19 protein-coding genes are annotated in these 25,474 nt (G+C 60.1%); 16 read left to right on the forward strand and 3 right to left on the reverse strand.

What is annotated here, in order from left to right; genetic code table 11:
• Nucleotides 1-120 precede the first annotated feature (120 nt).
• The 11 genes from CAG25_RS21990 to CAG25_RS22040 all read left to right on the forward strand — a co-directional run bounded on the left by CAG25_RS21990 (nt 121) and on the right by CAG25_RS22040 (nt 14,219).
• Entirely contained in the window at nt 121-2,919 is a 2,799-nt protein-coding gene (locus CAG25_RS21990) for an LPS-assembly protein LptD (RefSeq protein ID WP_085612932.1), read from the forward strand.
• Nucleotides 2,900-4,216 (forward strand): peptidylprolyl isomerase SurA, encoded by a 1,317-nt coding sequence (gene surA, locus CAG25_RS21995; RefSeq protein ID WP_143491785.1) that lies wholly within the window; start codon nt 2,900-2,902, stop codon nt 4,214-4,216. The genes CAG25_RS21990 and surA overlap by 20 nt, the downstream gene beginning before the upstream one ends.
• Nucleotides 4,213-5,202, forward strand: a complete 990-nt coding sequence (gene pdxA / locus CAG25_RS22000; protein ID WP_085612933.1) for a 4-hydroxythreonine-4-phosphate dehydrogenase PdxA — start codon at nt 4,213-4,215, stop codon at nt 5,200-5,202. The genes surA and pdxA overlap by 4 nt, the downstream gene beginning before the upstream one ends.
• Entirely contained in the window at nt 5,199-6,017 is an 819-nt protein-coding gene (rsmA, locus tag CAG25_RS22005; RefSeq protein WP_064599835.1) for a 16S rRNA (adenine(1518)-N(6)/adenine(1519)-N(6))-dimethyltransferase RsmA, read from the forward strand. Before pdxA ends, rsmA begins: the two co-directional genes overlap by 4 nt.
• Before the next feature lie 114 nt (nt 6,018-6,131).
• Nucleotides 6,132-6,512, forward strand: a complete 381-nt coding sequence (apaG, locus tag CAG25_RS22010; RefSeq protein WP_039768081.1) for a Co2+/Mg2+ efflux protein ApaG — start codon at nt 6,132-6,134, stop codon at nt 6,510-6,512.
• Complete coding sequence (locus tag CAG25_RS22015) at nt 6,512-7,393, forward strand: symmetrical bis(5'-nucleosyl)-tetraphosphatase (protein ID WP_085612934.1); 882 nt, start codon at nt 6,512-6,514, stop codon at nt 7,391-7,393. The genes apaG and CAG25_RS22015 overlap by 1 nt, the downstream gene beginning before the upstream one ends.
• A 33-nt stretch (nt 7,394-7,426) precedes the next feature.
• Nucleotides 7,427-7,756: a thiosulfate sulfurtransferase GlpE gene (gene glpE, locus CAG25_RS22020; RefSeq protein ID WP_007959911.1), complete on the forward strand. Its 330-nt coding sequence runs from the start codon at nt 7,427-7,429 to the stop codon at nt 7,754-7,756.
• 297 nt (nt 7,757-8,053) lie between these two features.
• Complete coding sequence (locus CAG25_RS22025; protein ID WP_064599839.1) at nt 8,054-9,976, forward strand: PrkA family serine protein kinase; 1,923 nt, start codon at nt 8,054-8,056, stop codon at nt 9,974-9,976.
• Between the two features lie 119 nt (nt 9,977-10,095).
• On the forward strand, nt 10,096-11,367 hold the full coding sequence (locus CAG25_RS22030; RefSeq protein WP_064599841.1) for a YeaH/YhbH family protein: 1,272 nt from the start codon (nt 10,096-10,098) through the stop codon (nt 11,365-11,367).
• The gene (locus CAG25_RS22035) at nt 11,364-12,926 is read left to right on the forward strand and encodes a SpoVR family protein (protein WP_064599843.1); all 1,563 of its coding nucleotides are present in this window, start codon (nt 11,364-11,366) and stop codon (nt 12,924-12,926) included. Before CAG25_RS22030 ends, CAG25_RS22035 begins: the two co-directional genes overlap by 4 nt.
• A gap of 63 nt (nt 12,927-12,989) precedes the next feature.
• Complete coding sequence (locus CAG25_RS22040) at nt 12,990-14,219, forward strand: multifunctional CCA addition/repair protein (RefSeq protein WP_085612935.1); 1,230 nt, start codon at nt 12,990-12,992, stop codon at nt 14,217-14,219.
• A gap of 39 nt (nt 14,220-14,258) precedes the next feature.
• Here CAG25_RS22040 and folK read toward each other — a convergent pair whose 3' ends face one another.
• Both folK and folB read right to left on the reverse strand, forming a co-directional pair.
• Entirely contained in the window at nt 14,259-14,777 is a 519-nt protein-coding gene (folK, locus tag CAG25_RS22045; protein WP_085612936.1) for a 2-amino-4-hydroxy-6-hydroxymethyldihydropteridine diphosphokinase, read from the reverse strand.
• A complete protein-coding gene (folB, locus tag CAG25_RS22050; RefSeq protein ID WP_085612937.1) occupies nt 14,768-15,124 on the reverse strand; it encodes a dihydroneopterin aldolase in 357 nt (118 codons plus the stop codon). The genes folK and folB overlap by 10 nt, the downstream gene beginning before the upstream one ends.
• Before the next feature lie 74 nt (nt 15,125-15,198).
• Between folB and plsY the strand changes: the two genes are divergently transcribed.
• Nucleotides 15,199-15,768: a glycerol-3-phosphate 1-O-acyltransferase PlsY gene (gene plsY / locus CAG25_RS22055; RefSeq protein WP_064599851.1), complete on the forward strand. Its 570-nt coding sequence runs from the start codon at nt 15,199-15,201 to the stop codon at nt 15,766-15,768.
• A gap of 23 nt (nt 15,769-15,791) precedes the next feature.
• Here the strand turns inward: plsY and tsaD are convergent, their stop codons facing one another.
• Nucleotides 15,792-16,817, reverse strand: coding sequence for a tRNA (adenosine(37)-N6)-threonylcarbamoyltransferase complex transferase subunit TsaD (tsaD, locus tag CAG25_RS22060; protein WP_039768071.1), 1,026 nt, complete (start codon nt 16,815-16,817; stop codon nt 15,792-15,794).
• Nucleotides 16,818-17,016: 199 nt separating this feature from the next.
• Here tsaD and rpsU point away from each other — a divergent pair, with 199 nt between their 5' ends.
• The 4 genes from rpsU (at nt 17,017) to CAG25_RS22080 (ending at nt 25,468) form a co-directional block, all read left to right on the forward strand.
• Nucleotides 17,017-17,232 (forward strand): 30S ribosomal protein S21, encoded by a 216-nt coding sequence (gene rpsU / locus CAG25_RS22065; RefSeq protein ID WP_002551877.1) that lies wholly within the window; start codon nt 17,017-17,019, stop codon nt 17,230-17,232.
• Between the two features lie 480 nt (nt 17,233-17,712).
• Nucleotides 17,713-19,680 (forward strand): DNA primase, encoded by a 1,968-nt coding sequence (gene dnaG / locus CAG25_RS22070; protein WP_085612938.1) that lies wholly within the window; start codon nt 17,713-17,715, stop codon nt 19,678-19,680.
• Nucleotides 19,681-19,747: 67 nt separating this feature from the next.
• Nucleotides 19,748-21,595, forward strand: coding sequence for an RNA polymerase sigma factor RpoD (gene rpoD / locus CAG25_RS22075; RefSeq protein ID WP_039768067.1), 1,848 nt, complete (start codon nt 19,748-19,750; stop codon nt 21,593-21,595).
• A 126-nt stretch (nt 21,596-21,721) separates the two neighbouring features.
• A complete protein-coding gene (locus CAG25_RS22080) occupies nt 21,722-25,468 on the forward strand; it encodes a bifunctional diguanylate cyclase/phosphodiesterase (protein ID WP_085612939.1) in 3,747 nt (1,248 codons plus the stop codon).
• The last annotated feature ends 6 nt before the right edge of the window (nt 25,469-25,474 follow it).

Raw genomic sequence — 25,474 nt, forward strand, 5'->3', positions numbered from 1 at the left:
TCCGACGGCGCTAGCCGTCAAGCGGGTCATGCTTTATTATCCAGCATCTTTTTCAGACCATCGAGAGGCGTGCGGCCCACACCGCGGGCAGATGGCACGCAGGAAGCCCGGACTAATAAGATGGCATTGAAATCCCCCGCGTTTCGTAAAAAATTTCCGTTGTTGGTAACCGGCAGTCTGCTGGCTATGCAACCTCTGGCCAGTTCATTCGTTGTTGCCGCCGAGCAGTATGACTGCGCCGTCTCGGCAACGGGTGGCTGGGCCTGCTCGCCGAAGACGCCGGCCGCTGCCTTGCCGCCGCGTCCCGTGCATGACGGCAGTGCCGTCAGCGCCGCTGGCGAAGCCCCGGCCGAGAGCGGCTCCACTGCGGAGTCCGGGCCCAAGCCGGTACTGGTTACCGAGTCCAAGGGCCGTGGCCTGAAATCCCGTAGCGAAGACTACAGTCACCTCGACTGGGTTCCGCGCGAGAAGCTAACTGCCGCCCAACTGGCCGAGACCGGTCCTTACTGCTCTGGTTCCTATATCGAACCGATTCGTCCTGGCATGAATGACAAGACGAATAAAAGTGATGCCCCGACCTTCATCGGCGCCAAGGCGTCGCGTTATCAGCAGGATTCGCAGGTTGCGAGTCTGGCCGGTGACGTGGTCATGCGTCAGGGCAGCATGCAGGTCGAAGCCGACGAGGCCAACCTGTATCAGGCCGAAAGCCGTGGCGAACTGGCGGGCAACGTGCGCATTCGCGACAACGGCGCGCTGATCGTCGGCGACCACGCCGACGTGCAGCTCGACACCGGTGAAGCCAAGGTCGACAACGCCGAATACGTCATGCACAAGTCGCGCATTCGCGGTAACGCGCTGTACGCCAAGCGTGCCGAGAACGCGATCATCCGTTTGAAGGACGGCACGTACACCACGTGCGAACCGAACAGCAACGCCTGGCAGCTCAAGGGCAACAACATCACCCTGAACCCTGCCACCGGCTTCGGTACCGCGACCAACGTGACGCTGCGGGTCAAGGACATTCCGGTCCTTTACACGCCGTACATCTATTTCCCGATCGACGATCGTCGTCAGTCGGGTTTCCTGCCGCCGACCATCGGCACCGGCAGCGACACCGGCTTCATGCTGGTCACCCCGTACTACTTCAACCTGGCGCCGAACTACGATGCCACGTTGTATCCACGTTACATGGCTAAACGCGGCCTGTTGATGGAAGGCGAATTCCGCTACCTCACCAAGTCCAGCGAAGGTCAGTTCGGTGCGGCTTACCTCAACGACGAGGAAACCGAGCGCAGCAAACAGACCGACTACCAAAAGAATCGCTACATGTACAACTGGCAACACAAGGGCGGTCTCGACTCCCGCGTGTTCACCCAGGTTGACTACACCAAGATCAGCGACCCCTACTACTTCCAGGATCTGCAGACCGATCAGATCGGCGTGAAAAGTGCCGACTTCGTGAACCAGCAGGGCTCGGTCACCTATCGTGGCGACAGCTACACCGCCCGCTTGAACGCCCAGGCGTACCAACTGGCAACCGTGTCGAACATCACCCCGTATGACCGCCTGCCGCAGATCACCTTCAATGGTCAGCTGCCGTATCATCCGGAGGGTCTGAACTTCGATTACGAGACCGAGATCGTTCGGTTTGACCGCGATCTGAAGGACGGCAATTTCGTCAACGAAGACGGCACGATCGAGCGCCGCCTCGATAACAACGTGTTCGGCCTGGCTCGCGCCAACGGTGACCGTCTGAATCTGAAACCAGGCGTCAGCCTGCCGATGAACTGGACCTATGGCTTCTTGAAGCCGTCGCTCAAGTACCAGTACACCCAGTACCAACTGGATCTGGATGGTCAAGGCAAACGCGACATTGCGACGCAAAATGCCGAGCAAAACAAACTCAACGGCACCTTCGACAGCAACCAGAGTCGCGGCGTCCCTATCGCCAGCGTTGACGGTGGCCTGTACTTCGACCGCAATACGTCCTTCTTTGGCAAGAACTACCGCCAGACGCTTGAACCGCGCATGTTCTATCTCTATGTGCCGAAGGTGGATCAGGAAGACATTCCGGTATTTGACACCAGTGAATACACCTTCAATTACGCGTCGCTGTTCCGTGACAACCGTTTCTCCGGCTCCGACCGTGTCGGCGACGAGAACAAGCTGTCGCTGGGCGTGACCAGTCGCTGGATCGAAGACGACGGGTTCGAGCGTCAACGCATCAGCGTCGGCCAGGCTCTGTACTTCAAGGATCGCGAAGTCCAACTGCCAGGCATCGCGTTCAACGACCGCGACGACGCCAAGGCCAATGTTTCGCCTTACGCGCTGGAATACGAATACCGCTGGAACCGCGACTGGCGCACCACGGCCGATTACAACTGGGATCCGGACAGCCGCAGCCCGCGTTCCGGTAGCGCGATGTTCCACTACCAGCCTGAAGACAACCCGAACAAGGTGGTCAACGTCGGCTATCGCTATCGCAACGACCAGGTCCGCTACGACCAGAACACCGGTAAATGGGCCGTTGGCGGTGGTGACTACGGCACGCCTGGCCAGCCTGGCTACGTGAAGGACTACTACAAGATCCAGCAGCATGATTTCTCGGTCATCTGGCCGATCGTTCCGCAGTGGAGCGCGATCAGCCGCTGGCAGTACGACTACAACCGCAACCGCACGCTGGAAGCCTTCGGTGGTTTCGAATATGACAACTGCTGCTGGAAACTGCGCCTGATCAACCGTTACTGGGTCAGCTATGACGAATTCAGTCAGAACGCCCCGGAAAACGAAAAAGGCGACCACGGCGTCTTCCTCCAAATTGTTCTGAAGGGACTCGGCGGCCTCACCGGCGCCAAGGTAGAGAGCTTCCTCGACAAAGGCATCCAAGGTTATCGTCAACGTGAAGACCAAGCTTTCTGATTGTCTGCGCCCGCTGATGCTGGGCGCGCTGTTCCTGGGTACCGCGGCCAACGCCGCGGTGCAGTCCATCGACAAGGTTGTGGCCATCGTCGACAACGACGTGGTCATGCAGAGCCAGCTGGATCAACGCGTCCACGAAGTTCAGCAAACCATCGCCAAGCGTGGCGGCGGTCTGCCGCCTCCGGGCGTGCTGGACCAACAGGTGCTCGAGCGCCTGATCGTCGAAAACCTGCAATTGCAGATCGGCGAACGTTCCGGCATCCGCATCACCGATGAAGAACTGAACCAGGCGGTTGGCACCATTGCCCAGCGCAACAACATGACCCCGGAGCAGTTCCGCATCGCCCTGTCCCGCGATGGCCTGTCCTATGAGGACGCTCGCGAGCAGATCCGTCGTGAAATGATCATCAGCCGTGTACGCCAGCGCCGCGTGGCCGAACGCATTCAGGTCTCGGAACAGGAAGTGAAGAACTTCCTCGCCTCCGATCTGGGCAAGATGCAACTGTCCGAAGAGCTGCATCTGGCCAACATCCTGATTCCGACCCCGGAAAGCGCCAACTCCGAAGCGATTCAGAGTGCTGCTCGCAAGGCAATGGACGTTTACCAGCAGCTCAAGCAAGGTGCCGACTTCGGCCAGATGGCCGTGGCCAACTCCGCCAGTGACAACGCCCTGGAAGGCGGCGATATGGGCTGGCGTAAAGCCGCTCAACTGCCACCACCGTTCGACCGTGAACTGAGCAGCATGACACCGGGTGACATCACCCAACCGGCACGCACTCCAGGTGGTTTCATCATTCTGAAGCTGCTGGAAAAGCGTGGTGGCGAGAGCCAGATGCGCGACGAAGTGCATGTGCGCCACATCCTGGTCAAGCCGAGTCCGGTTCGCGACGAAGCCAAGACCAAGGAACTGGCTCAGTCGCTCTACAACCGCATCGAAGCCGGTGAAGATTTCGCCGAACTGGCCAAGAAGTATTCGGAAGACCCGGGTTCTGCCCTCAACGGCGGCGACCTGAACTGGATCGACCCGAACGCACTGGTACCGGAATTCCGCGCCGTGATGGCCAAGTCCCCGCAGGGTCAGCTGTCCAAGCCGTTCCAGACCCAGTACGGCTGGCACGTTCTGGAAGTCCTTGGCCGTCGCGCCACCGACAGCACCGAACAGGCCCGTGAGCAGCAAGCAATGACCGTACTGCGTAACCGCAAATACGACGAAGAGCTGCAAACCTGGCTGCGTCAGATCCGTGACGAAGCGTACGTAGAGATCAAACTCCCTGGTGCAGACCAGGCAGCGCAGTGAAACCCAAGCGTTTCGCGCTGACACCCGGCGAACCGGCCGGCATCGGTCCCGACCTGTGCCTGCTGCTCGCCTCGCAAGCCCAGCCACACCCCCTGATTGCCATCACCAGCCGCGACCTGCTCCAAGAGCGGGCCGCGCAGCTGGGGCTGGCCGTCAGTCTGCTGGAAGTCGCACCAGGCAACTGGCCGGACGCTCCGGCGCCCGCCAACAGCCTGTACGTCTGGGACACCCCGCTCAGCGCCCCCGTGGTCGCCGGGCAACTGGACAAGGCCAACGCCGCATTCGTCCTCGAAACCCTGACCCGCGCCGGCAATGGCTGCCTGAACGGTGATTTCGCCGGGATGATCACCGCCCCGGTTCACAAAGGCGTGATCAACGAATCGGGTATCGCGTTTTCCGGTCACACCGAATTTCTCGCCGACCTGACCCACACCGCCCAAGTGGTAATGATGCTCGCCACCCGCGGTTTGCGCGTGGCGCTGGTCACCACTCACCTGCCCTTGCGCGACATCGCCGATGCGATCACGCCGGAGCGGCTGGAACGGGTCACGCGGATTCTGCACGCCGACCTGCAACAAAAATTCGGCATCGCCCAACCGCGCATCCTGGTCTGCGGGCTCAACCCGCACGCCGGTGAAGGCGGACACCTGGGCCATGAAGAAATCGACATCATCGAACCCACATTGGAGCGCCTGCGCGGCGAGGGCATGGACCTTCGTGGCCCGCTGCCTGCCGACACTCTGTTTACCCCCAAATATCTGGAGCACTGCGACGCGGTGCTGGCGATGTACCACGACCAGGGCCTGCCCGTGCTGAAATACAAAGGCTTCGGCGCTGCGGTCAACGTGACCCTGGGCCTGCCGATCATCCGCACATCGGTCGACCACGGCACCGCCCTGGATCTGGCCGGCAGCGGCAGGATCGACACCGGCAGCCTGCAAGTCGCCCTGGAAACCGCCTACCAGATGGCCGAGACCCGTTTATGACCGAGCAATACCAACACAAGGCGCGCAAACGCTTTGGCCAGAATTTCCTGCACGATGCCGGCGTCATCGACCGCATCCTGCGCTCCATCAGTGCCAAGGCCGGCGACCGCATGCTGGAGATCGGGCCGGGCCAGGGCGCATTGACCGCCGGCATCCTCAACTCCGGCGCACAGCTGGACGTGGTGGAGCTGGACAAGGACCTGATCCCGATCCTCAACCAGCAGTTCGCCGGCAAGAGCAATTTCAACCTGCATCAGGGCGATGCGCTGAAGTTCGACTTCAACAGCCTGAACGCTGCGCCGAACAGCCTGCGCGTGGTCGGCAACCTGCCGTACAACATCTCCACGCCGCTGATTTTCCACCTGCTGAACAACGCCGGCATCATTCGCGACATGCACTTCATGCTGCAGAAAGAAGTGGTCGAGCGTCTGGCCGCAGGTCCGGGTGGTGGTGACTGGGGTCGGTTGTCGATCATGGTTCAGTACCATTGCCGCGTAGAGCATCTGTTCAACGTGGGGCCGGGAGCATTCAACCCGCCACCGAAAGTCGACTCGGCCATCGTTCGCCTGGTGCCGCACGCGGTTCTGCCGCACCCGGCCAAGGATCATCGCCTGCTCGAACGCGTGGTTCGCGAAGCTTTCAACCAGCGCCGCAAAACCCTGCGCAACACCCTCAAACAACTGCTCAGCAACGCTGAAATCGAAGCCGCCGGCGTTGATGGCAGTCTGCGTCCCGAGCAACTGGATCTGGCGGCATTCGTACGTCTGGCCGACCAGCTCGCGGTACAGGTCCCGGCAACCCCCGCCGCCGACTGACAGCCGATGAACGCTATCGGGCAGGACGCCACTCTGGTTTACTGCCCGATACTTGCCTAGACTGATTCCCCATCAGCTACGCCTCGCGTTCCGCTTCGTTTAAGGCCCTTTTGCATGTCCGATCCTCGTTATCAGGTCGATGTCAGCGTCGTTACCCACTATCTGGCAGACCAATCGCAACCCGAGCACGACCGCTTCGCCTTCGCCTACACCATCACCGTGCAGAATAATGGCGAGCAGCCCGCACGCCTGATGTCGCGTCACTGGGTGATCACTGACGGCGACGGCCATGTCGAAGAAGTCCGCGGCGCCGGTGTCGTCGGCCAGCAACCACTGATCGATTCAGGCAAAAGCCACACGTACAGCAGCGGCACGGTCATGACCACCAAGGTCGGCACCATGCAAGGCACTTACGAAATGGTTGCCAGCGACGGCAAACATTTCGACGCAATCATCAAGCCCTTCCGCCTCGCCGTCCCCGGAGCCCTGCACTGATGGCGACGTATGCCGTGGGGGACCTGCAAGGCTGCCTCGAACCGCTGAAATGCCTGCTCAAGCAGGTTGCGTTCGATCCGGCGATCGATCGGCTGTGGCTGGTCGGCGACCTGGTCAACCGTGGCCCGCAATCGCTGGAAACCCTGCGTTTTCTATATGGCATGCGTGAATCGCTGGTTTGCGTGCTGGGCAATCACGACCTGCACCTGCTGGCGGCCGCTAAAAAGATCGAGCGCCTGAAAAAGTCCGACACCCTGCGCGAGATTATCGAAGCCCCCGACGGCCCGGTGCTGATGGAGTGGTTGCGTCAGCAAAAGCTGATGCACTACGACGAAGTGCGTGATGTCGCCATGGCCCACGCCGGCATCCCGCCGCAATGGTCGCTGCGGCGCGCTCTGAAGTGCGCCGCCGAAGTCGAAACCGCCCTGCGCGACGACAATCTGTTTCCCGCCTACCTCGACGGCATGTACGGCAACGAACCGGCGAAGTGGGACAACGATCTCAAAGGCGTCACCCGCCTGCGAGTCATCACCAACTATTTCACGCGCATGCGCTTCTGCACCGCCGAAGGCAAGCTTGACCTCAAGAGCAAGGAAGGCCTCGACACCGCGCCACCGGGGTATAAGCCCTGGTTCCAGCACAAGGAGCGCAAGACCAAAGGTCTGCGGATCATCTTCGGTCACTGGGCGGCGCTGGAAGGCAATGTCCATGAGCCAGGCATCTGCGCACTGGACACCGGTTGTGTCTGGGGCGGCAGTCTGACCCTGATGAACGTCGACAGCGGCGAACGCCTGTCATGCAAATGCGATGAGCATGGTGGCCTTGCCCCGACCGTCGCACCACTTATCCCCGAAACTTCGCCAGTCAGCGTCCCGCGTTAGACTGCGCTATCAGCCGAGCAACAGGAACCCGCCATGAGCGAATTCAAACGTATTCCCCCGGAGCAGGCCCAGGCCCTGCGCGAGCAAGGTGCAGTCGTGGTCGACGTTCGCGACCCGGCGACCTTCGCCGCCCTGCACATCAGCGGCTCGAAGCATCTGGATAATCATTCCCTGCATGCTTTCATCCAGGGCGCCGACCTCGATGCTCCGACCGTCGTGGTCTGCTATCACGGCAACTCGAGCCAGGGTGCTGCGGCGTACCTCGTGAGCCAGGGCTTCTCCGACGTCTACAGCATGGACGGCGGCTTCGAACTGTGGCGTACGACTTTTCCTTCGGAAACCGCGCAAGGCACCTCCGAATAATTTTTTTGTAACGCGCAGGCCCCGGCTCCCGTGGGCCTGCGCCGGCAGACGAACGGTCTTGCCACAACTAATTACGTATCTCGCCTTTACCTCCCGAATTCCCAACTATCCTTAAGCCCAGGCCATCCAAAACAGGGGAGAGCCGGTACACCGGCGCACGGGTCATCGGGAGTGACTTTCAAGGTTGTCGACCGCGAAAGTGTTCTGGGGGGTAAACAATCAGCTGCCACAGCGGCTGCTTGCCAGCATCGACTGAGTGATCCGGCGTCGGCTCCACGTATCGAGCGAGGTGACGTCATGAGTATCTTTAGCCACTTCCAACAACGCTTCGAGTCCACACGCCAGGAAGAATTCTCCCTGCAGGAGTACCTGGAACTGTGCAAAAAGGATCGCAGTGCCTACGTTTCCGCCGCCGAGCGTCTGTTAATGGCCATCGGCGAACCGGAACTGCTCGACACCTCGACCAACTCGAGGCTGTCACGCATCTTTTCCAACAAGGTGATCCGCCGCTATCCGGCCTTTGAAGACTTCCACGGGATGGAAGAATGCATCGACCAGATCGTGTCGTATTTCCGGCATGCGGCCCAGGGCCTGGAAGAGAAGAAACAGATCCTTTACCTGCTCGGCCCCGTCGGCGGTGGTAAATCGTCCCTGGCCGAGAAGCTGAAACAACTGATGGAAAAAGTGCCCTTCTATGCCATCAAGGGCTCGCCGGTATTCGAATCGCCTCTGGGCCTGTTCAACGCCACCGAAGATGGCGCGATCCTCGAGGAAGACTTCGGCATTCCACGGCGCTACCTGAACACCATCATGTCGCCATGGGCCACCAAGCGCCTGGCCGAATTCGGCGGCGACATCAGCCAGTTCCGCGTGGTCAAGCTGTACCCGTCGATCCTCAACCAGATCGCCGTGGCCAAGACCGAACCGGGTGACGAAAACAACCAGGACATCTCCGCACTGGTGGGCAAGGTCGATATCCGCAAACTCGAAGAGTTTCCGCAGAACGACGCCGACGCCTACAGCTACTCCGGTGCGCTGTGTCGGGCCAACCAGGGCCTGATGGAGTTCGTCGAGATGTTCAAGGCACCGATCAAGGTGCTCCACCCGTTGCTGACCGCCACTCAGGAAGGCAACTACAACAGTACCGAAGGCCTGGGCGCAATTCCGTTCACCGGGATTTTGCTGGCCCACTCCAACGAGTCGGAGTGGCACACCTTCCGCAACAACAAGAACAACGAAGCCTTCATCGACCGGATCTACATCGTCAAGGTGCCGTACTGCCTGCGGGTCAGCGACGAAGTGAAGATCTACGACAAGCTGCTGTTCAATAGCTCCCTGTCCAAGGCCCATTGCGCGCCGGACACCTTGAAGATGCTGGCGCAGTTCACTGTGCTGTCACGCCTGAAAGAGCCGGAAAACTCCAACATCTACTCCAAGATGCGCGTGTATGACGGCGAAAACCTCAAGGACACCGATCCGAAGGCCAAGTCGATCCAGGAGTACCGCGATGCAGCGGGCGTCGACGAAGGCATGAACGGTCTGTCGACCCGGTTCGCGTTCAAGATCCTGTCCAAGGTCTTCAACTTCGATCCGCACGAAATCGCCGCCAACCCGGTGCACCTGCTCTATGTGCTGGAGCAGCAGATCGAACAGGAACAGTTCCAGGCCGAAACCCGCGAGCGCTACCTGCGCTACCTGAAAGAATACCTGGCGCCGCGTTATATCGAATTCATCGGCAAGGAAATCCAGACCGCCTACCTCGAGTCTTACAGCGAGTACGGCCAGAACATCTTCGACCGCTACGTGCTGTATGCGGACTTCTGGATTCAGGATCAGGAATACCGCGATCCGGAAACCGGCGAGATCCTCAACCGCGTTGCCCTCAACGAGGAGCTGGAAAAGATCGAAAAACCGGCCGGCATCAGCAATCCGAAGGATTTCCGCAACGAGATCGTCAACTTCGTGTTGCGTGCCCGGGCCAACAACAACGGCAAGAACCCGACCTGGCTCAGCTACGAAAAACTGCGGGTGGTCATCGAGAAGAAAATGTTCTCGAACACCGAGGACCTGCTGCCAGTCATCAGCTTCAACGCCAAGGCCAGCAAAGAGGATCAACAGAAACACAACGACTTCGTTACACGAATGGTCGAACGCGGCTACACCGACAAACAGGTACGACTGCTCTCCGAGTGGTATCTGCGGGTCCGGAAATCGCAGTAAAGCAGCTGCAAGCTACAAGCTTCGAGCTGCAAGTAAAAAGCGCATGAGCCTGATGCCAGGGCATATGCCTGCACTTGCGGCTCGCAGCTCACTACTTGAAGCTGCCCGGAGGGCCTCCTATGAGCTATGTGATCGACCGACGTCTCAATGGCAAGAACAAGAGCACGGTGAACCGTCAGCGCTTCCTGCGGCGTTACCGTGACCACATCAAGAAGGCTGTCGAAGAGGCGGTCAGCCGGCGTTCCATTACCGATATGGAGCACGGTGAGCAGATCAGCATTCCCGGTCGCGATATCGACGAGCCGGTGCTTCACCATGGTCGCGGCGGCAAGCAGACCGTGGTCCATCCCGGCAACAAGGAGTTCACCGCCGGCGAACATATTGCCCGTCCGCCGGGAGGCGGAGGTGGCCGTGGGCCAGGCAAGGCTGGCAACTCCGGCGAAGGCATGGACGAGTTCGTCTTCCAGATCACCCAGGAAGAATTCCTTGAATTCATGTTCGAGGACCTCGAACTGCCCAACCTCGTCAAGCGCAACCTGACCGGCACCGACACCTTCAAGACGGTACGTGCGGGGATCAGCAACGAGGGCAACCCGTCGCGGATCAACATCATCCGTACCCTGCGTTCGGCTCATGCACGGCGCATTGCGTTGTCGGGCAGCAGCCGCGCCAAATTGCGGGAAGCCAAAGAGGAGTTGGCTCGGCTGAAACGGGAAGAGCCGGACAACTTCGGCGATATCCAGGATCTTGAAGCAGAAATCGAGCGACTCAGTGCGCGTATCCATCGCGTGCCGTTTCTCGATACCTTCGATTTGAAATACAACCTGCTGGTCAAGCAACCCAATCCCAGCTCCAAAGCCGTGATGTTCTGCCTGATGGACGTTTCCGGCTCCATGACCCAGGCGACCAAGGACATCGCCAAGCGCTTCTTCATCCTGTTGTACCTGTTCCTCAAGCGGAACTACGACAAGATCGACGTGGTGTTCATCCGCCACCACACCAGCGCCCGGGAAGTGGACGAAGAAGAGTTTTTCTATTCCCGCGAGACCGGCGGCACCATCGTTTCCAGTGCACTCAAGCTGATGCAGGAGATCATGGCCGAGCGCTACCCGAGCAACGAGTGGAACATTTACGCCGCCCAGGCTTCCGACGGCGACAACTGGAACGACGACTCGCCGATCTGCCGCGACATCCTGATCAACCAGATCATGCCATTCGTGCAGTACTACACTTACGTGGAGATCACCCCGCGCGAACATCAGGCCTTGTGGTACGAATACGAGCGCATCGCCGAAGCCTTTTCCGACACTTTTGCCCAGCAACAACTGGTCTCGGCCGGGGATATCTATCCGGTCTTCCGTGAACTCTTCCAGCGCAGGTTAGTGACATGACCGCCAAAGAGCAGAAGCGCCAACCCATTTCCACCGGCTCGGAATGGACATTCGAGCTGATCCAGACGTACGACCGTGAAATCGCCCGTATCGCGGCCCGCTATGCCCTGGATACCTATCCCAACCAGATCGAAGTGATCACCGCCGAACAGATGATGGACGCCTATGCGTCGGTCGGCATGCCGCTGGGCTATCACCATTGGTCCTACGGCAAGCACTTCCTCAGCACCGAAAAATCCTACAGTCGCGGGCAAATGGGGCTGGCGTACGAGATCGTGATCAACTCGGACCCGTGCATCGCCTACCTGATGGAAGAAAACACCATCTGCATGCAGGCGCTGGTGGTTGCGCATGCCTGCTACGGCCACAACAGCTTCTTCAAGGGCAACTATCTGTTCCGCACCTGGACCGACGCCAGTTCGATCATCGATTACCTGGTGTTCGCCAAGCAGTACATCATGCAGTGCGAAGAGCGCCACGGCATCGATGCGGTGGAGGATCTGCTCGACTCCTGCCATGCCCTGATGAACTACGGTGTCGACCGCTATAAACGTCCGTACCCGATTTCCGCCGAAGAAGAGCGGCGTCGGCAGAAGGATCGCGAAGAACACCTGCAGAAGCAGATCAACGACCTGTGGCGCACCATCCCCAAAGGCGCAGACAAGTACAGCGACAAGGACAACGCACGCTTCCCGGCCGAACCGCAGGAAAACATTCTGTATTTCATCGAGAAACACGCCCCGCTGCTGGAACCCTGGCAGCGCGAGATCGTGCGGATCGTGCGCAAGATCGCCCAGTATTTCTATCCACAGCGCCAGACCCAGGTGATGAACGAAGGCTGGGCGACGTTCTGGCACTACACGCTGATGAACGATCTGTACGACGAAGGCCTGGTGACCGACGGCTTCATGATGGAGTTCCTGACGTCCCACACCAGCGTGGTGTTCCAGCCTGGGTTCGACAGCCCGTATTACAACGGCATCAACCCGTATGCCCTGGGCTTTGCCATGTATCGCGACATCCGGCGCATGTGCGAAGAACCCACGGAGGAGGACCGCCGCTGGTTCCCGGACATCGCCGGCAGCGATTGGTTATCGACCATCAAGTTCGCCATGAGCAGCTTCAAGGATGAGAGTTTCATCCTGCAATACCTGTCACCCAAGGTGATCCGCGACCTTAAGCTGTTCAGCATCCTCGATGACGACCAGAAGGACGATCTGCTGGTGCCCGCGATCCACGACGAGGGCGGCTACCGGATCATTCGCGAAACGCTCGCGGCGCAATACAACCTGGGCAACCGCGAACCGAACGTGCAGATCTACAGCATCGACCGCCGCGGCGACCGCTCGCTGACCCTGCGCCACCAGCAACACGACCGCAAACCGCTGGGCGACTCCACCGAGGAGGTCCTGAAACACCTGCACCGGCTGTGGGGCTTCGACATTCATCTGGAAACCCTGCAGGGCGACCAGATCATGAAGACCCATCATGTTCCGCCCCGCAGCGAACACAGCGAGGGGGACTACGGTCGACTCGACCTGGCCGTCATTCATCTTTGATCCCGTTCAGGCCTCCGAAAGTCCGGCGCAAGGGTTATCCTGTCGGGCCAACGGAGGTTTTTTATGCAGATTTACAAGGTCGGCGGTGCGGTACGTGATCGCCTGCTGGGCAAACCGGTCACCGATATCGATTGGGTGGTGGTCGGCGCGACCACGGAAGAAATGCTTGCCAAGGGATTTCGCCCGGTCGGCGCGGATTTCCCGGTGTTTCTTCACCCGAAAAGCGGCGAGGAGTACGCCCTCGCCCGCACCGAGCGCAAGAGCGGTCGCGGTTATGGTGGCTTCACCTTTCACGCCAGCCCCGAGGTCACGCTTGAAGAGGACCTGATCCGCCGTGATCTTACGATCAACGCCATGGCCGAAGACGATCAGCAAAACCTGACGGATCCCTATCATGGCCAGCGCGATCTCGAAGAACGGATTCTGCGTCACGTTTCCCCGGCGTTTGCCGAAGATCCGCTCAGGGTTCTGCGTGTTGCGCGCTTTGCTGCCCGCTACGCGGAGCTCGGTTTCAAGGTGGCGCCCGAGACCCTGGAGCTGATGCGTCAGCTCAGCGAATCGGGCGAACTGGAAGCCCTTACCGCCGAACGCAGCTGGAAAGAGATTTCCCGCGCACTGATGGAAGATCAGCCCCAGGTTTTCATTCAGGTGCTGCGCGATTGCGGCGCCTTGAAGGTGCTGATGCCAGAGGTCGATGCCTTGTTCGGCGTGCCGCAACCGGAAGCCCATCACCCGGAAATCGACAGCGGCATTCACACCCTGAGCGTGCTCGAGCAATCGGCCCTGCACAAGCAACCGCTGACCGTGCGCTGGGCCTGCCTGCTGCACGACCTCGGCAAAGGCCTGACGCCAGAGGCGGAATGGCCACGACATATCGCCCATGAGCACAAAGGCCTGACATTGATCAAAGCGGTCAACGAACGCTTCAAGGCACCGAAGGACTGTCAGGAGTTGGCCTTGCTGGTCGGCCAATATCACACCCACGGGCATCGCGCCCTGGAGTTGAAAGCGTCGACTTTGCTTGAGTTGCTGCAAAGCTTTGACATTTACCGTCGACCACAGCGTTTCGAAGAATTTATCGCCGCGTGCGAGATGGACGCCCGAGGCCGCAAAGGGCTTGAGCAGCGCAGTTATCCACAGGCCGATTACCTGCGCGGTGCGGCTAATGTGGCGCGCAGCGTGGCGGTACAGCCGTTGCTGGAGAAGGGATTCAAGGGCCCGGAACTGGGCGAGGCACTCAAGCGCGAACGGCTAAAGGCGCTAAAGGCTTACAAGGAGTCGGCAGCGTTCTGAAATCAGGTGATCCGCCCTTGCGAGGACGGATCAGGCAGTTCAACGCATGCCCGAAGGCGTGAGCTGAGTACCGCGCCACTCAAATCCGACCGGTGCAAGCACCTGATCGATCTGCGCCTCAGCCCACAATGTCGCAAAGCTTTTTCCCACACCAGGATGCACCCGATCCGGCGCAATCAAAGACAGCGGCCACAGCACAAAGGCATTTTTCAGGATTTCCGCCCGAGGCAGGACCAGTCCATCGAAGTTGCCCGCCAGATCGCCGTACAGCAGCACGTCGATATCCAGCGGCAAGCCCTTGCGATCCGGCGCATAACGACCGTTGTCCGCTTCAATGAACTTCAAGCGGCGATCCAGCTCGATCAACGGCAGATCCGTAAAAGCCGACACCACGAAGTTGAAGAACGGCCCGCTCTTGATCCCCACCGGCTGGCTTTCGAACACAGGCGAACAGCGGATATCCACCAGAAACGTGGACAAGGCATCCAGACCGGCCTGCAAATGGGTTTCGCGCTCGATATTGCTACCGAGCCCGAGATAGACCTGGGTCAGCGACATCCGCGCTCGATCTCCACACCCACGCCACCCTTGGCGGCCGGTACGGCACCTGGCTTGGTCAGCTTCAGGCGCACCCAGGTGATCTTGAATTCACTCATCAGCGCTTCAACCAGACGTTCGGCGAAAGTCTCGACCAGTTGATACTGGGATTGCTCGGCAAAGGCCTGGATCCGCGTGGACACACTGGCGTAATCGAGCGCCAGGGTCAGGTCGTCACCGGCGGCGGCCGGCCGATTGTCCCAGGCGAAGCTCAGATCAAGACGCAGGCACTGTCGGATGCCGCGCTCCCAGTCGTAGGCACCGATCACGGTGTCGACTTCCAGGCCCTCGATAAACACTCTGTCCAAGCACTTCTCTCCGCTGCACGACAAGGGCGCAATGCGCCGTTAGAATCAGGGCGTCCTCGCCCGGAATAGTTAGCATGTTTTGGTTACTGGCGATCCTCGCCTACCTGCTCGGCTCTCTGTCCTTCGCCATTTTGCTCAGCCGCCTGACCGGAAATCCGGATCCGCGAATGAGTGGCTCGGGTAATGCCGGCGCCACCAACATGCTGCGCCTGGCCGGACGCAAACTCGCGATCCTGACCCTGCTGGGTGATCTGTGCAAAGGCCTGCTGCCGGTGCTGATCGCTTCGGCTGTAGGCCTTTCGCTGCAGGATCAGGCGTGGATCGGCGTCTGCGCCGTGATCGGTCACCTGTTCCCGTTGTACTTCCGCTTTCGCGGTGGCAAGGGCGTTGCCACGGCGGCCGGCATGCTGCTGGGACTGTATCCACCTGCCGCGTTGCTGGCCGTGTGCGCCTGGCTGCTGACGTTCTACCTGACCCGCACCAGCTCGCTGGCGGCGTTGATCGCCACTCCGCTGACCCTGCCGTTACTGGCCTGGCAGGAACCGGCGGCGCTGTTGCCGATGAGCACGCTGACACTGCTGATCGTCTGGCGCCACCGGGGCAATCTACGCGACCTGTTCGCCGGGCGCGAACGGCATTTTTAAATACCGCACGTGAGCGCCGCTCATCACAGCGCCGACAACTGCTCCATCGGCCAGCGCGCCTGCACGCTGATCGCCAGACTCTCTTGCTGACCAGCCTGCAAACGCTGGCAGCCGGCAAACGCGATCATCGCGCCGTTATCGGTGCAAAACTCGGGACGGGCATAAAACACATCGCCCTTCATGTCGCCGAGCATTTTCTCCAGCGAAACACGCAACGCCTTGTTGGCACTGACGCCGCCGGCGATCACCAGACGTTTCATGCCGGCCTGCTTGAGGGCACGCTTGCACTTGATGGTCAAAGTCTCCACCACGGCCTGCTGGAACGCCAGCGCGATGTCGCAACGGGCTTGCTCGCTGTCGTCCCCGGCGCTGACGCATTGCTGCCAGGTGTTGAGGGCGAAGGTCTTCAGGCCGCTGAAGCTGAAATCCAGGCCCGGGCGATCACACATCGGACGCGGGAAGGTGAAACGTCCTGCGACGCCCTTCTCTGCCAGCTTGGCGATTTCCGGTCCGCCCGGATAATTCAGGCCCATCATTTTTGCGGTCTTGTCGAACGCTTCGCCCGCGGCATCGTCCAGCGTCTCGCCGAGCAGGCTGTATTGGCCGATGCCATCGACCTGAACCAGCTGCGTATGACCACCGGAGACCAACAAAGCGACGAACGGGAATTCCGGCGGTTTTGGCTCCAGCATCGGCGCCAGCAAATGGCCTTCCATGTGATGCACGCCGAGCGCCGGAATGCCCCAGGCAAACGCCAGCGCCTGGGCGCACGAAGCTCCCACCAGCAGCGCCCCGACCAGGCCAGGACCCGCGGTGTAGGCGATGGCATCGATCTCGGTCGGCACGCAGTCGGCCTCGGCCAACACCTGACGAATCAGGGGCAGCATGCGCTTGACGTGATCGCGCGAGGCGAGCTCCGGCACCACGCCGCCATAGACGCGGTGCAGGTCGATCTGGCTGAACAGCGCGTCGGCCAGCAGACCGCGCTCACTGTCGTACAAAGCGACGCCGGTTTCGTCGCAGGAAGTTTCTAATCCCAGTACTAGCATGGGTTTGCGCCTTGTTTAGGCTGAATTCGAAGGCGCGCATAATAGTCGCCGCGTGATGCCCCGACCAGCGGTTTTCGATCAGAGGCTTTGCATTCCGAGCGATGAGGGGTTAACATCCGCAACCCTTAAAAACCGACGTCTTCAAGTGCTCTTTTGCCGCGAGGATGTTGACCCCGGTAATGAATGAAGGTAGCTCTGGATGCCAGCCGTCAAAGTTAAAGAGAACGAACCCTTCGACGTAGCTCTGCGTCGTTTCAAGCGCTCCTGCGAAAAAGCCGGTGTACTGGCTGAAGTTCGTAGCCGCGAATTTTACGAGAAGCCAACTTCTGAGCGTAAGCGCAAGGCAGCTGCTGCTGTTAAGCGTCACGCCAAGAAAGTTCAGCGCGAACAGCGCCGCGCCGTTCGTCTGTACTAATACACAGACGATCGTAGCAAGCTTCTGCCAAGCCCGGCCCTCAGCCGGGCTAATGGCATTTGCGTAAAACGCTTGATGCTTCACCGTCGAAGCCGCAGATGCGACCGAGACAAACCCGCTTCACCGCGTCAGGCCTGGCTCTTTTGCCAGCGGTGCACGTCTTTTCTGACGAGCCTTTCAAGGCTACTGACGAGCACACCCACTGATTCCTCTTACGACGATCAGCCCAAGGCACCTGCTTGCGTGCCCGCTTCATGAGCTATCCGAGGCCGATTACCAGCCGTCAGCGGATTCAGCGCAACATTTTCGAATAGTCGAAGACTGATGATTACTAACGTCAGTGGATTTTCGGCAGATACACTTCCCGACAGCGATTACGCAAACGACACCGGTCGAGCCGCCCCACGTGCGCGCATCACTCATTGACCCGCGTCTGGCCGCCTTTCGCATCGGATCCATTACAGCGCAGACGAGAACGCCATGGCCGGGCTGATTCCCCAGAGCTTCATTGACGACCTTCTGAACCGCACCGACATCGTCGACGTGGTCAGCTCGCGCGTGCAATTGAAGAAGGCCGGCAAAAACTACACCGCCTGCTGCCCGTTCCATAAAGAGAAAACCCCGTCGTTCAGCGTCAGCCCCGACAAACAGTTCTATTACTGTTTCGGCTGCGGCGCCGGCGGCAACGCCCTCGGTTTTCTGATGGATCACGATAACCTGGACTTCCCCCAGGCCGTCGAAGACCTCGCCAAAGCCGCCGGCATGGAAGTCCCACGGGAAGAAGGCGGTCGCACGAACAAACCGCGCCAGCCGACCGACTCGCCACTTTATCCACTGCTCACCGCCGCCGCCGACTTTTATCGACAGGCGCTCAAGAGCCATCCGGCACGCAAGGCGGCAGTGGATTACCTCAAGGGGCGCGGCCTGACCGGCGAAATCGCCCGGGACTTCGGCCTCGGATTCGCCCCACCGGGTTGGGACAACCTGTTCAAACACTTGAGCAGCGACACCTTGCAGCAGAAAGCCATGATCGATGCCGGCCTGCTGATCGAAAACGCCGAAACCGGCAAACGCTACGACCGCTTTCGCGATCGCGTGATGTTCCCGATCCGCGACACCCGCGGGCGGATCATCGCTTTCGGCGGCCGAGTGCTCGGCGACGACAAGCCAAAGTACCTGAACTCGCCGGAAACCCCCGTGTTCCATAAAGGCCAGGAACTCTACGGCCTCTACGAAGCACGCAAGAACAATCGCAACCTCGACGAAATCATCGTCGTCGAGGGCTATATGGACGTCATCGCCCTGGCCCAGCAAGGCCTGCGCAATGCCGTCGCGACATTGGGCACCGCCACCAGCGAAGAACACCTCAAGCGCCTGTTTCGCGTCGTGCCGAACGTACTGTTTTGCTTTGACGGCGACCAGGCTGGCCGCAATGCCGCCTGGCGCGCACTGGAAGCCACACTGCCCTGCCTGCAGGACGGTCGCCGTGCACGCTTTCTGTTTCTGCCGGAAGGCGAAGACCCGGATACGTTGATTCGCGCCGAGGGCACTGACGCCTTCCGCGCCCGGATCAATCAGCACGCACAGCCGCTGGCGGACTACTTTTTCCAGCAACTGACCGAAGAAGCCGACCCGCGCTCGCTGGAGGGCAAGGCCCACATGGCCACGCTCGCAGCACCGCTGATCGACAAGGTCCCTGGCGCCAACCTGCGCATCCTGATGCGTCAGCGCCTGAGCGAGATCACCGGCCTGAGCAGTGAAAGCGTCAGCCAGCTGGCCCAGAGCGCGCCGCAGGAAGCACCGCCGGCCTACGACCCGGGCATCGACTATGACGCCATGCCGGACTACAGCGACTACCATCAGCCGCAGGCACAGGACATGTATGTGCCGCAGCAGGAATGGACGCCGAAGAAACCCGGTGCCGGCGGCAAGAAATGGGACAAGAAACCGTGGGACAAGAATGGCAAGCGTGGCGGCGATCGCGACCAGCCCCGTGCCCCACGCGTGCCGGCCGCCGTCGAACCACCGACCCTGGCCGCCCTGAGAACCTTGCTGCATCACCCGCAACTGGCGGAGAAAGTCGAGGACGCCGGGCACTTCGCGGACGAGACCCAGACCAACGCACAACTGCTGGTGGCGCTGCTCGAAGCCGTACAGAAGAATCCCAAGCTAAACTCATTTCAGTTGATCGCGCGATGGCACGGAACCGAACAGGGCCGCTTGCTAAAGGCGCTGGCGGAAAAGGAATGGCTGATTGACGGAGACAACCTTGAACAACAGTTTTTCGACACCATTACTAGCTTGTCAGCCCGCCAACGCGAGCGAAATCTGGAACAACTGCTCAGGAAAGCGCGTCAAAGCGAACTGAGCGCCGAAGAGAAAAATCAACTGCGCGACCTTTTAAGTCGCAATGTTTCCGCATCAAACCCGACCTCAACTGGCGCGTGAGGTCATAGCTCAGGTATAATCCTCGGCTTGTTTTTTGCCCGCCAAGACCTTCAGTGGATAGGGTGTTATGTCCGGAAAAGCGCAACAGCAGTCTCGTATTATTGAGTTGATCAAACTGGGTCGTGAGCAGAAGTATCTGACTTACGCCGAGGTCAACGACCACCTGCCCGAGGATATTTCAGATCCGGAGCAGGTGGAAGACATCATCCGCATGATTAACGACATGGGGATCCCCGTACACGAGAGTGCTCCGGATGCGGACGCCCTTATGCTGGCCGACGCCGATACCGACGAGGCCGCTGCGGAAGAAGCAGCCGCTGCGTTGGCGGCGGTGGAGACCGATATCGGTCGCACCACCGACCCGGTGCGCATGTACATGCGTGAAATGGGTACGGTCGAGCTTCTGACTCGTGAAGGCGAAATCGAAATCGCCAAACGCATCGAAGAAGGCATCCGTGAAGTGATGAGCGCCATCGCGCACTTCCCTGGCACGGTTGACCATATTCTCTCCGAGTACACTCGCGTCACTACCGAGGGTGGTCGCCTGTCCGACGTTCTGAGCGGTTACATCGACCCGGACGACGGCATTGCGCCGCCTGCCGCCGAAGTGCCGCCGCCGATCGACGCGAAAGCGGCGAAAGCCGAAGAATCAGACGACGATGACGACGCCGAAGCTTCCGATGACGAAGAAGAAGCCGAAAGCGGTCCGGATCCGGTCATTGCCGCACAGCGCTTCGGTGCTGTCGCCGACCAGATGGAAATCACCCGCAAGGCCCTGAAAAAGCACGGTCGTCACAACAAGGCGGCAATTGCCGAACTGTTGGCCCTGGCCGAGCTGTTCATGCCGATCAAACTGGTGCCGAAGCAATTCGAAGCCCTGGTCGAGCGTGTTCGCAGTGCCCTGGATCGTCTGCGTCAGCAAGAGCGCGCGATCATGCAACTCTGCGTACGTGATGCACGTATGCCTCGCGCCGACTTCCTGCGCCAGTTCCCGGGCAACGAAGTCGACGAAAGCTGGTCCGACGCCCTGGCCAAAGGCAAGAGCAAGTACGCCGAAGCCATTGCTCGCGTGCAACCGGACATCATCCGTTGCCAGCAGAAGCTGACCGCGCTGGAAACCGAGACCGGTTTGACCATCGCCGAGATCAAGGACATCAACCGTCGCATGTCGATCGGTGAGGCAAAAGCCCGCCGCGCGAAGAAAGAAATGGTTGAAGCGAACTTGCGTCTGGTGATCTCCATCGCCAAGAAGTACACCAACCGCGGCCTGCAATTCCTCGATCTGATCCAGGAAGGCAACATCGGTCTGATGAAAGCGGTGGACAAGTTCGAATACCGTCGTGGTTACAAGTTCTCGACTTATGCCACCTGGTGGATCCGTCAGGCGATCACTCGCTCGATCGCCGACCAGGCCCGCACCATCCGTATTCCGGTGCACATGATCGAGACGATCAACAAGCTCAACCGCATTTCCCGCCAGATGCTGCAGGAAATGGGTCGCGAACCGACCCCGGAAGAGCTGGGTGAACGCATGGAAATGCCTGAGGACAAGATCCGCAAGGTATTGAAGATCGCCAAAGAGCCGATCTCCATGGAAACCCCGATCGGTGATGACGAAGACTCCCATCTGGGCGACTTCATCGAAGACTCGACCATGCAGTCGCCAATCGATGTCGCCACTGTTGAGAGCCTGAAAGAAGCGACCCGCGAAGTACTGTCCGGCCTTACTGCCCGTGAAGCCAAGGTACTGCGCATGCGTTTCGGTATCGACATGAACACCGACCATACGCTCGAAGAAGTCGGCAAACAGTTTGACGTGACCCGCGAGCGGATCCGTCAGATCGAAGCCAAGGCGCTGCGCAAGCTTCGCCACCCGACGCGAAGCGAGCATCTGCGCTCCTTCCTCGACGAGTGATACCAGAACCCCCGGCCCAGGCCGGGGGTTTTGTTTATAGGGCAGATTAAATACTCAGCTCCGCCCTCCCCCGCGCACAGCCCGTCTACACTCGAAACATTCCCCCCGAGCCATAACGAGACCGTTATGCCCAGACTGGCGTCCGTGCTTTTTTTGCTGCCACTGATGATCTGGACCGCAACGGCTGACGCGCTGACTCTGAACGATGAAGAACGTAGCTGGCTGGCGGCTCACCCGGACCTGCGCCTGGGTGTCGATGCATCGTGGCCACCCTTCGAGTTCCGCGACGACCAGAATCGCTATCAGGGCCTGGCGGCGGACTATATCGATGTGATTCGCCAACGCCTGGCGATCAAACTCACGCCCATTGAGCCGGTGAGCTGGACCGTAGTGCTCGAACAGGCGAAAAACGGCAAGATCGACCTGTTGCCGGGCATCATGTCCACCCCGGAACGCCAGAGCTACCTGTCGTTCACCCGCCCTTATCTCGACTTTCCGATCGTCATCCTCGCCCACGTCGGCGGCCCACAACCGCGCAAGCTCGAGGAGCTTTACGGCCTGAAAATCGCCGTGGTGGAAAACTACGCGCCCCACGAACTGCTGCGCACCCATCATCCCGACCTGAACCTGGTGGCGATGCCCAACGTCAGCTCTGCGCTGCAGGCCCTGGCCACCGATGAAGTGGACGCCGTGGTCGGCGATCTGGCCTCCAGCGTCTGGAGCCTGCGCCAGCTCAAACTGGATGGATTGTATGTCAGCGGCGAAACCCCTTATCGCTACCAACTGGCGATGGGCGTCCCTCGGGACAACAAAATGCTGGTGGGGATTCTGGACAAGGTGCTTGCCGATATGTCCCCGGAGGAAATCAGCAGCATTCAGGAACATTGGGTGGGCAACGTCCTCGATCACCGGACATTCTGGTCGGATCTGCTGGTTTACGGTGTACCGGGGCTCTCGCTTCTGGTCATCGTACTGGCGGTGGTGATCCGCATCAACCGCCGCCTGAGTTCGGAAATCGCCCGGCGTATCGACCTCGAACAGGAACTGCGCAGCAGCGAATACCACTATCGCGGACTGGTGGAGAGTCTTTCGGCCATCGCCTGGGAAGCGCGGATCAGTGACTTCACCTACAGCTATGTTTCGCCCCACGCCGAAGATCTGCTCGGTTATCCGCTGTCTCACTGGCTGATTCCGGGCTTCTGGCGCAACATCATTCACCCGGCGGATCTGACCCGCGCCCAGAGCTTCTGCGATCACGAAGTCTTGGCTGGACGCGACCACAGCCTCGATTACCGGGTGATCACCGCTGACGGCCGCTGCCTGTGGGTGCGCGACATCGTCAGCCTGATCGAACACGGCCATGAACCGGTAATGCGCGGCCTGATGATCGACATCAGTGAAACCAAACGCACTGAAGAGGCGCTGCGCCTGTCGGAACAGAAGTTCGCGTCGGTATTCCAGCAATGCCCGGACATCCTGGTCATTGCACGGCTCTCCGACGGCTGCCTGCTGGAGGTCAACGAAGCCTTTGAGGAGCAGATCGGGCTCAAGGCCGAAGAAGTCATCGGCCAGACCGCCACCGAACTCAACATCTGGGGCATTCCCGGTGTTGGTCCCGGCCTGCTTCAGCGACTGCAGGCCGGCAGCATTCGCAACCTGGAGATGCCCTTTCGCCGCAACAATGGTCAGGTGTTCACCGGGCTGATTTCCGCAGAACCCTTCGAGCTCGATACCACACCGGCACTGGTCGTGGTGGTGCGCGACATCACCCAGCTCAAGGAAACCCAACAGCAACTGCAAACCTCCGAAGAAAAGTTCGCCAAGGCTTTCCACGCCTCGCCGGACGGTCTGCTGCTGTCGCGCCAGAGCGATGGCCTGCTGCTGGAGGTCAACGAAGGTTTCAGTCGCATCACCGGCTTCAACAGCGCGATGTCGGTGGATCGCTCGGCGCTGGACCTGGGCATCTGGGTCAACCTCAACGAACGCAAGCAAATGCTCGATCTGCTGCACCGCGACGGGTTCGTTCGCGACTTCAGCTGCCATATCCGCCGCAGCGACGGCCAGATCCGGCTCTGCGAGGTGTCCAGCCGTCCACTGCCGATCGGCGACGAAGACTGCATGCTGACCATCGCCCGGGACATCACCGAACGCCACCTGATGCAGGAAAAGCTGCAACAGGCTGCAACCGTGTTCGAGAGCACCGCCGAAGGCGTGCTGATCACCGACACCCAGCAACATATCAGTGCCGTGAACCGCGCCTTCACCGAAATCACCGGCTACAGCGAAAGCGAAGCACTGGGTCACACTCCGCGCCTGCTGGCCTCCGGCCTGCACGACAGCGCATTTTACGCGGCGATGTGGCATCAATTGACCGACGAAGGTCACTGGCAGGGCGAAATCTCCAACCGGCGCAAGAACGGTGAGCTGTATCCGAGCTGGCTGACCATCAGCGCCGTGCGCAACCGCGACAAGTTCATCACCCACTTCGTCGCGGTGTTCGCCGATATCTCCAGCCTGAAGCACGCCCAGGCCAAACTCGACTACCAGGCCCATCACGACCCGCTCACAGGCCTGCCAAACCGCACTCTGTTCGAAAGCCGCCTGTTGATGGCACTCAACAGTCAGCAGGAAAACGGCGGCCAGGGCGCGGTGTTGTTCCTCGACCTCGACCGTTTCAAACACATCAACGACAGCCTCGGTCACCCGGTCGGCGATTTGCTGCTCAAGGGCATCGCCGTACGCCTCAAGGAGCAACTGCGAGACATCGACACCGTCGCGCGGCTGGGGGGCGACGAATTCATCATTCTGCTGCCCGGCCTGCAGCAACCCGGCGATGCCGACAACATCGCCACCAAACTTCTGAACTGCTTTGGCGCGCCGTTCCAGGCCGGCGAGCATGAGTTCTTCATCAGCGCCAGCATCGGCACCAGCCTTTACCCGCGCGACGGCTGCGATGTCGCGACCCTGATCAAGAACGCAGACGCGGCGATGTACCGCTCCAAGGCCAAGGGCCGCAACCGGGTCGAAAGCTACACCCGCGACCTCACCGCCCAGGCCAGCGAACGCGTAGCACTGGAACACGAACTTCGCCGGGCCATCGAGCGCGAGGAGTTGTACCTTTATTACCAGCCGAAAATCAGCCTCGACGATCACAATCTGGTCGGCGCCGAAGCCCTGATCCGCTGGCGCCACCCGAACTTCGGCGAAGTGCCACCAGAGCATTTCATTCCGCTGGCAGAAGAGAACGGCATGATTCTGCAAATCGGCGACTGGGTGCTGGAAACCGCCTGTCGGCAGATGTTCGAGTGGGGCCAGATCTATGAATCCCTCGGCCCGCTGTCGGTGAACCTCGCCGGCGCACAACTGCGCCAACCGAATCTGCTGGGACGCATCGAGCAACTGCTCAAAGACAACCGCCTGCAGCCGGAATTACTGCAACTGGAAATTACCGAAAACTTCATCATGAGCCAGGCTGAAGAGGCGCTGGCAGTGCTGCACCAGCTCAAACAACTCGGAGTGCAACTGGCCATCGATGACTTCGGCACCGGTTATTCCTCGTTGAGTTACCTCAAACGCCTGCCGCTGGACATTCTCAAGATCGACCAGTCGTTCGTCCGCGGCCTGCCTGACGACCCGCACGACGCGGCGATTGTCCGCGCCATTATCGCTCTCGGCCGCAGCATGCAATTCACAGTAATTGCCGAAGGCGTGGAAACCCAGGCCCAACAACAGTTCCTCGCCGCCGAAGGCTGCGAACAGATCCAAGGCTACATCGTCAGCCTGCCGCTACCACCAGAAGAGTTCGCCGCGACGTTTCTTCGTATAGCCGTATCAGATTTTTCGGATAGCACAGCCGAGAAACCGTCGCTATAATCCGCG

This window comes from Pseudomonas sp. B16(2017), assembly GCF_002113205.1.
Taxonomy (GTDB): domain Bacteria; phylum Pseudomonadota; class Gammaproteobacteria; order Pseudomonadales; family Pseudomonadaceae; genus Aquipseudomonas; species Aquipseudomonas pharyngis.